7 protein-coding genes are annotated in these 11,848 nt (G+C 62.0%); 2 read left to right on the forward strand and 5 right to left on the reverse strand.

The window, feature by feature from the left end:
• The first annotated feature begins 272 nt into the window (after nucleotides 1-272).
• Together NCR38_RS10475 and NCR38_RS10480 are read left to right on the forward strand one after the other, a co-directional pair.
• A complete protein-coding gene (locus NCR38_RS10475; RefSeq protein ID WP_250476999.1) occupies nucleotides 273-1,433 on the forward strand; it encodes a methyltransferase domain-containing protein in 1,161 nt (386 codons plus the stop codon).
• A gap of 4 nt (nucleotides 1,434-1,437) precedes the next feature.
• Nucleotides 1,438-3,438 carry a glycosyltransferase gene (locus NCR38_RS10480; RefSeq protein ID WP_250477000.1) on the forward strand — a complete coding sequence of 667 codons (2,001 nt, stop codon included), beginning with the start codon at nucleotides 1,438-1,440 and terminating at the stop codon, nucleotides 3,436-3,438.
• A 55-nt stretch (nucleotides 3,439-3,493) separates the two neighbouring features.
• Here NCR38_RS10480 and NCR38_RS10485 read toward each other — a convergent pair whose 3' ends face one another.
• The 5 genes from NCR38_RS10485 to NCR38_RS10505 all read right to left on the reverse strand — a co-directional run bounded on the left by NCR38_RS10485 (nucleotide 3,494) and on the right by NCR38_RS10505 (nucleotide 11,598).
• A complete protein-coding gene (locus NCR38_RS10485; RefSeq protein ID WP_250477001.1) occupies nucleotides 3,494-5,677 on the reverse strand; it encodes a glycosyltransferase in 2,184 nt (727 codons plus the stop codon).
• Nucleotides 5,678-5,688: 11 nt separating this feature from the next.
• Nucleotides 5,689-7,743 (reverse strand): methyltransferase domain-containing protein, encoded by a 2,055-nt coding sequence (locus tag NCR38_RS10490; protein WP_250477002.1) that lies wholly within the window; start codon nucleotides 7,741-7,743, stop codon nucleotides 5,689-5,691.
• An 89-nt stretch (nucleotides 7,744-7,832) separates the two neighbouring features.
• A complete protein-coding gene (locus NCR38_RS10495; protein WP_250477003.1) occupies nucleotides 7,833-10,016 on the reverse strand; it encodes a glycosyltransferase in 2,184 nt (727 codons plus the stop codon).
• A 46-nt stretch (nucleotides 10,017-10,062) separates the two neighbouring features.
• Nucleotides 10,063-10,776 carry an ABC transporter ATP-binding protein gene (locus tag NCR38_RS10500; RefSeq protein WP_250477004.1) on the reverse strand — a complete coding sequence of 238 codons (714 nt, stop codon included), beginning with the start codon at nucleotides 10,774-10,776 and terminating at the stop codon, nucleotides 10,063-10,065.
• Between the two features lie 3 nt (nucleotides 10,777-10,779).
• A complete protein-coding gene (locus NCR38_RS10505; RefSeq protein ID WP_162066855.1) occupies nucleotides 10,780-11,598 on the reverse strand; it encodes an ABC transporter permease in 819 nt (272 codons plus the stop codon).
• Nucleotides 11,599-11,848 lie beyond the last annotated feature (250 nt).

Below are 11,848 nucleotides of genomic sequence, written 5' to 3' on the forward strand. Positions count from 1 at the left end.
TATATTTTGAGATAATCGACGCGCCCGATCGAACGACCCCCGTTGCTTGAGCAAAGCGCCCCTATATTTTGAGATAGCCGGGGCGCCCAATGAAACGACTCGCAATGTTTGAGCAAACGCGCCTCTATATTTGGCCGAGGCGCCTGATGGAACGATTCGCATTGTTTGAGGAAAGTGCTCCTTATATTTTGAGATAACTGAGACACCCGATGGAACGACTCGCATTGTTTGAGGAAAGCGCTCCTTATAGCGCAATCGAAGCATCCATTCACATGGCGCGCTATCTCTCGGCCAGAGATGCGTGCAAGGGTCAGGATGTGCTCGACATCGCTTGCGGGGAAGGGTACGGCTCGTGGCTCATGCGCCAGTGGGGCGCTACCTCCGTGCTGGGTATCGATGTTTCCGAAGATGCGGTGCGGCGTGCGCAGGTGCGTTTCAAGGATCCCGCAGTCACTTATCGCGCGGCGCCCGCGGAAAACCTTCAGGAAATCGTGGGCGACAAGCGGTTCGGATTGATCGTCTCACTGGAAACCATCGAGCATCTGAACGATCCGAGGGCGTTCCTGCAAAATCTCAAGGCGGTTGCGGCGCCCGGCGCGACGATCATCGTCTCGGCGCCCAACGATCACTGGTACTTCAAGGACGGCGGCACGAATCCGTATCACCTGCACCGGTTCACGCGCGCGGAATTCCAGCAACTCACCGAAGACGTGCTCGGACCGGCCACTTCGTGGCATTTGGGGACGCTTGCCGTCGGTTTCGGCATGTTCGATGAAGCCGGCGAAGCGAAGCGCGCACGCAGCAACGACACCCAGGATCGCATGCTCGAGTACGTCGATCTCGCGCCCGGCATTTTCGTACCGATGCAGGACGATGTCGCTCCCGTGCCAGAAGAGACGTCCTACTACGTCGGCGTGTGGGGGCCGGCGAAGATTGGACCCGCGCTGTTCGCGGGCTATCCGGTATCGATGGATATCGGCAGGCAGGAGCTCTTTCCAGGCGACGCATTGTGGGGCACGCGGATCAGCGCGGAGCGCACGCGCGCGGCCGTCGCCGCCAACTTTCAGAAGAGCCTGGAAGAAGTCCAGAAAAGCCTGGAAGTAGCCGAGAACAATCGTGCGCAACTTCAGACGCTGCTTGAAACCGCCGAGCAGTCGAGAAGCGCGATCGAGGCGCAACTGCACTTCTGCGAACACGAGAACGAAGCGCTACTGGTCGGGGTGCGTGCGGCGAAGGCCGAGAACCAGCTCGTCTGGGAGGCGATCGCACGCCACGAAGACCAGAACCGCATCCTGCAGGATGCGCTGAACGAAGCCAATCAGCGACTGGCCGCGGTCCCCTGGCGCATCGTCCGGATCTGGTTCGCGATTCGCCGACGCGTGCCGAAGCCCATCCTTCGTTTCATCGGCGCGTTGCTTGCGAGGAGGCGTTGATACGATGAACACCACTTCAGCGCTGGAACTGGAACTCGAAACGCGCGCGTATCTCGGCCATCGTCTGCATGAGTTTCTGGCGGCCGATTCTGGAAAGCCCGACGGCGCCAATATCGGCGATAACGGGCTGCATCTCACCATCGCCATGTGCATCGACGGAGACAGCGCGCCGGCGCTTGCGCTCTGTCAATCGATCGCACAGCATCTGCCCCACTTCGCGGGCAAGGTGCTGATCATGGTCAACGGCGCAGACGCAGCGAGGTTCGATTCCCTGAAGCAGTTTCGGAACGAGTCCGGCCTCAAGTTGCGACTGGAGTTCACGGGTGCGAAAGCGAACGCGTCTGCATGCCGGAACCGGATGGCGAGCTTCGCGGAAACGAGCTGGATCATGTTCGCCGAGACCGGCCTGACGTTCACGCGCGACATGCTGAGAGATGCGCAGCGCGACATCGCGAGTCTCGGATGTCACTTTCTCGCGATGTCGGCCGCCAGCCAGAGCGCCGTTAATGGAACCACCGGCATCGGCTATCTGGTGCCCCGGATCGCGCCCGGACGGCTCGAAATCTCGCGTGAGATGCTGCTTTCGACGAGACCGCACACACATGGCGGCGGGTACCTCATCACCTTGCTTGCGGGTCCGGCGGTATTCCTGAAGGTTGCGTCCCTGCAGGCGCTGGGCGGATACGACGAAGCGCTCGCGGAAGGGCTGGACGAAACCGACTTTTCCCTGCGAATCTTCGAGGACGGCCGGAAAATCGGCATGAGCGATGCGCCGGGACTGACGCTCGCTCCCGCGCAACCGCGCCCTGCCGTACCCGATGCCGACGTTCTACGAGCTTCGACGGATCAATTCAATCGCAAGCACCATCTCCGCGCACCCTGGGTCGAGCCGGCTCCGCCGGCGCCGCAAACCGCCGCCGTCGCTGTCGCGCCGCCCATGGCGGGAACGATCGCAAAGACGCGTCCACGCATCGCGCTCATGGTCGACACGGGAACCTGGGCGCTCGCGAACATCGCGCGTCAGATCATGCGATACACCTCGGATGAGTTCGAGTTCGACATGATCACGCTCAAGGACATCGGCAATCCCGTGCTGGTGCTCGAGATGACACGAGGGCACGATCTGGTGCACATGTTCTGGCGCGAGCCGCTGCATCATCTCGACAAGGACTGGGGACGTCCGTACGTCGAACGTTTGTGTGGAGGCTGGAAGCCCTTTGTCGAGCGGCTCATCGCTCCACGCCCGGTCACGTTCACGGTGTTCGATCACCTGTTCCTCACTCAGGAGGAGACGCTTGCGCGTGGGCCCATGTACCACCTGGCAAACGGATACACGGTCAGCTCGGATATCCTCAAGCGCATCTACGAGAACATTCCTCACTACCCGAAGCCGCAAGGCGAAACGCCGGACGGCGTCGATCTGACGCGCTTCAGCCCGTCGAATCTCGGACGCTTTGCAAGCGGCAACACGCGGGAACTGCGGATCGGCTGGTCCGGCAACAGTGCCTGGGGAGCCGCCGGGACGGGTGGCGAGCGGCTGGATCCGAAAGGATTTCATACCATTCTCAAGCCCGCGCTGGAGATGCTGCGCGCGAAGGGCCTTCGGGTCAGCGAGAATTTCGCCGACCGCCAGGTGCGGCACATTCCGCACAGTCAGATGCCGGCCTACTACAATTCGCTGGACGTTCTGATCTGCTGTTCAGAAGCCGAGGGCACGCCGAATCCGGTTCTCGAAGCGATGGCCTGCGGCGTTCCGGTCATATCGACGAACGTAGGAATCGTGTCGGAGGCGCTCGGACCTCGTCAGCGGGAGTTCATCCTGAAAGAGCGGTCGTCCGAATGCCTCGCCGAAGCGATCGAGAAGCTCATCGTCGACCGGCATCGCTTGCAGGAATTGTCCGCCGAGAATCTGGAGAGCATCAAAAGCTGGGACTGGAGCGTTCGAACGCAGGCTTATCGCAAGTTTTTCCGCGAAACCCTTCAACGCGCCAAAGCGCATCGTTGAGGCGTCTGCCGGACCGGCGCGATATGCGCTGTCCGGCTATCGCCTTCGAACGCTGCTACCCCCGCAGGCGTCGCTTCACTGCGCGCGCTACTCTCGCGCCCGCCGACAATGCGGACAACGCCCACGGCGCGACGCGCTTCAACTTCTCGTGGAACCGCACCGCGACGAACACCGCACGGCTTCGTTCGAAGTAGTCGAGTCGCGCGCGCGCCGCATCGAGCTCCTCTCGCAACGCCGCCGCATCCGCGCCGGCCGCTAAGCCGCCCTCGATCACATAGAGTGGCAGACGTGAATGTCCCAGCGTAAGCGACTTGTTGCGCAAAAGATCGTGATACAGCGTGCGATGCCGCGCCAGCCGCTCTGGCGAATGGAACATCGATTCGCTGCGCCGGCGATAAAAGAAGTGGATGCCATTCGTTACGATGAAGCGCTTGCCCGCCATCACGGCGCGCATATAGAAGTCCCAGTCTTCGTACGCCTCGAGCTCGTCGCGGTATCTCAATTCACGCAGCACCCGCGTCCGGCTGATGCACGTCGCGGTCGAGAAGCGATTCTCGATCGTGCCGGCGGCGCGAGCCTCGCCGTAGAAGACTGCGTAGTCCGCGAAGGCGACTTGCTGACCAATCTGCCCTTCCTCTGCATCGTGAAAGAAACCGGTCTGCGGCACGACGAAATCGTACTCAGGCTGATTCTCCAGCGCCCGCACCGCCAGCTCGATGAAGCCAGGGCCGATCAGATCGTCCGCATCGAGCGTCAGCACGTATTCGCCGCGGACATGCGCCAGCGCTGCGTTTCGCGTCGCCGCAAGACCGAGGTTCATGGGATTGCGCACGATGCGCAGGCGTTCATGCACGCCCTCGAGACGCTCGATCGTGAGCTGGCTGAAGCTATCCGTCGAACAGTCGTCGACGACGATGATCTCGACATTCGAATACGTCGACGCGAGGACCGAGTCGACCGTCCGGAGCAGATAGTCGCCCAGGTTGAAATGAGGGACGAGCACGGAAACAAGTGGCTGCGTCGCTTTATCCGCTTGCGAGCCCGGGTCGCTCCTGTCGCCAAAGGTCCACGGCGCCGGCGTCGAAGGAATCTGCACAACAGCCCGCGCGCCGCCCTTCACCGCGCGCGCGAGTGCCGCGGCAAGGCTTGCTGCGCTGCCGTCGAACTTGAGGCAATTGACGTTGTCGATCCACGGCGAGTTCTCGCCGAACGCGGGATTCGATCCATTGAGGACACACACCGCGCCAGAGAGCGAAGCCTCGTAAGCCGACAGGCAGAACGATTCGAACGACGACGCCGTGACGCAGACGGAGCGCGAAACGATCGCGTGCCGCTCGGTCGCGCTGAGATCGTTCAGAAAACTGAAGCGATTCTTCAGGTCGTCCGGAATCATGCGCTTGATGCGCGCGAGGAATTGCGGGTCTGTCGCGTGCGCGGCAAGAACGATCGAGCCTCGGTAGTCCGGCGTCGCGCCGAGAAAGCCGCAACATCCGCGCACGAAGAGTTCCGGCCGTTTGAGATGCTGGATCTTCGACGAAAAAACAATGTTCACATCGAGCGAAGGTTCGATGGATCGCGTGGCGACCGTGCCCGTATCGAGCAACACGGGCGATGCATGGAAACACAGGCGCGGTGACCATTGTTCGTCGGAGAACGCGAAGAAGGTCTGAATTGCCTTGGCGACTTCCGGCAGTTGCGCCACGATCAGATCGCAATCGGCCAGCGCCTTGCGTTCGAGATCGAACACCACCAGGGCTTGCTTGTCGGCCGGCCGGTTGTCGACGTCCGCCAGAAGACTATCCGCCGTATGCAAGCGAACCGCCAGCACCGTGTCCTGAAACGCCGATCCGAGCAGCTTCTCCTGAATGCTCGCGAAGCCGAGACCGCCCCAGTCGTGAAACTCGACGTAATCGAGATGCCCGACTTCATCGGCGAGCCGGCGCAGGCCCTGCATCGCCCTCACGGAAAGCCAGTGCCATTCGGAATCGGTGAATGCCCACTCGGGTGGATAGCTCGTTCCGTCACGATCGGACAAGCTGTAGTTCTGCCGCGATGCGACGACCAGCCGTACCTTCGGATAGAGCATCGCGAACGAGCTTGTGTCGATATCATTGCCGACCCAGACGACGGCCGTGCCAGCCAGTTCTTCTTCGGTCGACACCGACAGCATGTTTGCGATGGAACGCCCGATGCCGCCATGCGTGAAGGGATACAGTTCCTTGGTAACGAATACTCTCATGGGCATCGGCTTCAGATTTCGAGAAATTCCAGATATCGCTGACGCGACAACTCGAGTAAGGCGTTTTTGTAATCGGACATCATCCCGTCGAGCGTGTGCGTCTCGACGCTCAGCAGTCTTTCGATGCACCGGCTGATGTCTTCGACACTCATCGGATTGTCGACCGAAGTCAGACGTACGTATTCGTGATCCTCGAGCCCGTCGAGAAACAGCGGTCCGCGCACACACGGCGTGCCGACCGACATGGCTTCGAGATCGACCATCGGATGGCAGTCGATCGTCGTGACGTTCAGCACGAGGTCCATCGACGCCATCATCTCGAGCATGCCGGTGTGATCGCGGTAAGCCACCTTAGTCAGCTTCGGCGCCAGCCATTTCGGCAAGTCGAAGTCCTTCGCCACGACATGGATCCTGCCGATTCGGTCGACGCACTGCGCCGCCAGCACATTGGTCGCGAGGTTCTTGCGCAAGTCGTTCCACGAAGGCGCGAGCGCGTGACAATCCTCGCGTCGCGGCGAGCGGCGCGCAACCGTGCGGTTCGAGAACAGCGGCGGCATGTTGACGAGTTGCGGCGCGAAGTTTCGCTCTCCGACGATGGGCCCGAGACCCCGCCGTATCGCGCTGAAACGCCGGACCTTGCCTTCCCGCGCCATCTGGATGGCGCGGTGCGCGAAGCGGCGCTCGTCCTCCCAGACCCATTGGGTCGTCGTGCCGTGCCACACGAGGTACTGCGCATCGAAGCCGACTCGCGCAAGCGCGAGCGTCAGCGCGTACATCGGGTCCGAGATGCCGTGCAGCACGAGCTTGCGAATGTCATGCTGCCGAAGCAGCGCCACGATGCGTTCGATATCGGCAACCGGAATGCCTTGAGCCGACGGAATCGAGAGCTTCCAGCCGGGCAAAGCGCCGACGGCCGAGCGCATGCCCACCCAATCCTGATGGAACACGTGGCAGACCTGAGCGAAGCGCGAATCCGGATTGGCATAGATTGTGTCGCGCGCGGCTTGCCACTCGAAGGACTGCTCGAGAGGAAACGCGCGCGTGAAGCTCTTCTGAGCGAGATCATCGCCCGCTTGCGGGACCACGTGAATGGCCTGCGACTGGGCATGCACCTGCGCGAGCGTCTGCTGGATGTGCGCGCGCAATTGCTGAACGCTCCTGAGCGTATCGCGCTCGGCGCTTATCTCATCGATGACGCGTTGCCGCTCATCGAGCGCGCGCCCCTGCTGCTCGATGAGGCGCGCCTGCATAACATGCGCTTCCGCGACATCGTGCAGACGTGCCTCGGCTTCGGCGGCATCGCGATGTTCCAGTTCGCTCTGGAGTCCCTTCAACGCCACATGCAAGCGCGGAATGCTTGCAAGCAGGCGCTCTTCGTCGCCGAGCAGACGCGCCGCGCCGTCGCCTTCGATGAGCGTCACCGCGCGCTGCGCGCCGCGCACGGTCCGCACGAGATAGATGTCATGATCCGGAATGCGTTCGCGGATGACCTCGACGTCGTACTCCCTCGCGAGATCGCCGGCGTAATCGTGCAGCCAACATCCGCCGTGCCAGTTGTTCTCCTTGAGTTCGAACGGCACGAGCTGGTTCTCGATCAGCAGAAGGTATCCGTCCGGGCGAAGCAGCGAAGCCATCTCGGACAAGACCCGCGCGGCCGCTTCGCGCGCATTGTGGATCAGCACGGACACCGTGAACACGATATCGAAGCGCCGGTCCGCAAACGCCTCTCGCGGATTCGGCGCCACGCGCACACGGCCGGCGACCGGCTCGAGACTCGCGGGCGGAGCATCGAGCAGTTCCTTCGCCATCGTGGCGGAGAAATCGTAGCCGTAGTAGACGACGAACGGGCAGTCGGCGAGCACGCGCGCCATGCGTCCGAATCCGCAGCCGACGTCCAGCACTTCGACCGGCCTGCCGAGACGCTCGCTGCATTGCTTCAGATGCGCAACGAGCCAGGCTTCCTGCGCGCGATAGTTCGTGTTGCCTTGTTCGCTACGCCACTCTTGCTGACGCCGATAGGCTTCACCGTCCTGGCTCCGCCAGTAGTCCTCGTTCTTGCGTGACATACCGATAATCCTGATGCGGAGCGCACCTGCTTGCCGAAGGTTGCGCGCTCCCTGTGTTCCCGGGCAAAGCGGCCCTTGAGTTACCTGCGTTACGCTCCTCGGCGCGTCGCCCGCATCGTGCGAGCGGCATTGACCAGCCGTTTCAAAGGCGCGTAAAGCCAGTCCGGAAGGCGATCCAGTTGCGCGCGCGCCGCAAGCGCTGCCTGCACGAACGCACTGTTGTCATACCTCGCGAGCCGTGCCCGCAAATGATCGACGGACTCGCCATGTCCGATGCCGCTCACGGCGCCTTCCAGCACGAACAACGGGAGTCGATTGTCGCCGATCTTCAGTTCCTTCCCGTGTAAAACATCGTGATAAAACAAACGCATGCGCTGCAATGCCGACTCGCTGTGGATCATGGAGTCTTGTCGCCGGCGATAGTGAAAATGCACAGCGTTGGTCACGATGAACCGATGGCGCGCCATCACGGCGCGCACGTACAGTTCCCAATCCTCGTACGCGTGCAATGACTCGTTGTATTGCAGCGAGCGCAGAAGCGCCGTGCGCGCCATCAGCGTCGCGGTCGAAAAACGGTTGATGAAAAGTCCCGACGCGCGCGCTTCGCCGACGAAGGTCATATAGCGCGGCTGCGCGTCGCTTCCCGGGCGATCGTCGAAATAGGCCGTCTGGGGCACCACGAAGGAGAAGTCCGGATTACGCTGCAACGCCCTCGCCGCGATGCCTATGAAACGACGCTCGATGAGATCGTCCGCATCCAGCGTCAAAGCGTATTCTCCTCGCGCATGCGACACCGCGACGTTGCGCGCACCCGCCAGTCCGACGTTGTGCTGGAGTTTCACGACGCGTACGCGAGAATCACCGCTCGTCTGCCATCGCGCAATGACGTCGATGCTCATCGGGTCGGTCGAAGCATCGTCCACAATCACGACTTCCAGCCGATCATGGTCCGAGTCCAACGCACTCCTGACGGTGTCATTCAGATACGCGCCGAGGTTGTAATGCGGGATGAGCACGCTGACCAAAGGCGCGGCGACCGGGCCGCGCTGCGTGTTCGCGCGAGCGGCCGTACACGTCGACTCCCAGGAGGGCGGCGAGGACGGGCCGGAAGAAACGGGCTGAAGGGCCTGCTCCATCGAGAAAGCGCGTGTCAACGCGCGGCTCAACCCGCTCGCGCCGCCATCGAACTTCACACAATTCACCGCATCGATCCATGCGGACTCCCGCGAAAACGCCGGATTGGATTCATTTACGATGCAGAGCGCACCCGACATGGAGGCTTCGAACGCAGCGAGGCAAAACGATTCGAACGAGCCTGGAAATACGCACACCGAACCGGCGATGAGCCTCGCGCGCTGCTCGGGCGTTGCATCCTGGATAAAACTGAACCGATCGGCGAGATCGGGCGGCACGAGGCGCTTGACCACGTCGAGATAGTCGACGTCCTGAGCGATCGCGGCCAGCACGATCCTCCCCGCATAGGCGGGGTTGGCCTTCAGAAACTCGCAGCATCCGCGAACGAAAACGTCGGGGCGCTTGATGCGCTGAATCTTCGACGAGAAAACGATCGGGGTCGCCGACTGCGCAACGACCGACGCCAGGGCCGGCGCACCGTGCTCGAGCCTCACCGGCGGCGGATCGATGCGCAGGCGCGGCAGCCACTCGGAATCGGGGAAATCGAAGAAGCGCTGCATCCAGCGCGCGGTGGCGGGGACTTGGCCGATCAGCAAATCGCAGTCCGCAAGCGCCTTGCGTTCGAGGTCATAGAGGATCAGCGAGGCCTGATCGACAGGCTTGGACTCCGTCGCGCTCAGTACGCTGTCGGAGGTATGCAGCCTGACAGCCAGGGTCGTATCCTGGAACGCGAGGCCGAGCCGCTTCTCCTGCAACGATGCGAACGCCACGGCGCCCCAGTCGGAAAACTCGACATAGTCCAGCGGGCCGTGCTCGTTCGCCAGCCGCTTGAGCGCCTGCATCGCGCGAACCGATTCGGCATGCAGCGGATGCGTGGAAAACTGATCCGCGGGCGGATAGTGGAAACCGTCTGTATCCGACTCGACATATGACGACGGCGACGCATCGATCAGCACGGTCCCCGGATACCGCTCGCGAAAACCGGTCTCGTCGAGCGGCTGCGCAAGGTAGACGACCGCGAATTCGTGACCGCCCCGCACGCCGGCATGCGTGTCGAGCAGATTCGCGATGGCGCGGCCGATCCCGCCAGCGGTAAACGGATAAAGCTCGCGGGTGACGAACACCTTCAGGCCGGCCATGCGCGCTCCGATCTATTTCTGTCGTGATTGAGGGCCGGTCAGCCGCTCAGACCCGCCGCACATCCTTCACCGTGCCATGCTCCAGCTCGACGATCACGTTGCACAGATCCTGGATGATCTGCGCATTGTGAGACGCCAGCACGAGGATGTCGGCCTTCCCGACGAACTCCTGCATATGCTTTTCGGCCTTCTGAATGAACGAGGCATCGCCCACGCTCAGCCACTCGTCCATGAGCAGGATATCGGCATGCACGCTCGTGACGATCGCAAACGCGAGCCGCAGCACCATGCCGCTCGAATAGGTGCGAACCGGCATGTTCAGATAGTCGCCGAGCTCGGAAAAGTCGGCGATGGCAGGCGTGAGCCGCGTCATCTCCGCCTTCGACGCGCCGAGAATGAGCCCGCGCAGGACGATGTTCTCGTATCCGGTTGCTTCGTAGTCGAGGCCGAGCGTCAGGTCGAGCAGGCTCGTCACGCGTCCTTCGCAGAAAAACGAGCCGGCACTTGGTTCATAGATGCCTGCGAGCAGGCGCAGAAGCGTCGTCTTGCCCGCGCCGTTATGACCGACGAGACCCAAGCGATCCCCTGCCCTGACGTCCAGGCTCACGTCGCGCAATGCCTCGACGACCGTTAGCTTTCGGCTATCGGCCGCGATGCGGCCACCGGTGGCCTTCGAGAGCATCATCTGTTTGAGCGACCGATTGCTCGCGCCGTAGACTGGCAAGTTCAGACTGCAGTTTTCGAGTTTGAGAAACGCCATGAGCTAGATCCAGAACGCGATGCGAGAACGGAAGCGGATGAACAGCGGAATCGCGATCACATAAAGAATCAGCGTCGTGACGCCGGCGCCGATATAAACGTGCGGATTGAGCCCCTCGCCGTACAGTGGCGCGCGCACGAGCTGGACGAACATGTAGAGCGGGTTCCAGTCGGCCACATAAGCCCGGTGACCGAGCGCGCTCGGCTTCCAGAAGATCGGCGTCAGGAAGAAGGTCAGCTGCACGACGCTGCCGATGATCGGCTGCATATCGCGAAAACGCGCGCAGAAGATGCCAAAAATGATGTTGAGCGGCACGGCGGCGATCACGATGATGAGCAAGCCGGGAATCGCCATCAGCCATTCGACGCGTGGAGCGAGCTTGAGGAAAAGCATCACCGGCAAGTACGCCAGAATGTTGTGGCCGAAAAACAGTATGTTCCGGTACACCGTGCGGAAAACGTGCAAGGTCATCGGCAGGCGCACCGATCTCACGATGCTGTCCGAACCGATGAAGACGATACAGCCGTCGAGAATGAGCGTCGAAATGAGGCCCCAGGTGATGATGCCGAGCGCGAGGTAAGGGACGAATTCTTCCGTGCTGATATTGAGGAGCGCGCCGTAGAGCGGACCCATACCGGCGATCGTCACGATCATCGTCAGCGTGATCCAGAACGGACCGAGCACGGAGCGCCGGTAGCGCTGGCGGATATCCTGCCAGGCTAGCGTCGACCAGACCGGATAAGAGCGAATGCCATCGAGCACATCGCGGGCAGCGAGGACAGCTCTCGTCTCGCCGCCTCGTACCGAAATTCTTGGTTGCATCGTGTAATTTGAACCTTTTGATTCCAGGTAGTGATCAGCGGTGGGCCTAGGCGGCCGCTGCGCCGGGCGGCGGTTCTGCCCGCGAGCGGAACCGTACCGAACCGTTTGGAACGCGGCCTGCGCCGCTTGACCGGGCCGCGCCAGGGCGGGGCTATTCCGAATATCGAGGCAGTATTGTAATGGTCGCGCCCCGAAGTTCCAACGTGCGCCCGGAGACGCAAGCCGCCCGAAAGGCCGCTCGCGCTGACGG

It is taken from the genome of Caballeronia sp. INML1 (assembly GCF_023631085.1).
Classification (GTDB): domain Bacteria; phylum Pseudomonadota; class Gammaproteobacteria; order Burkholderiales; family Burkholderiaceae; genus Caballeronia; species Caballeronia turbans.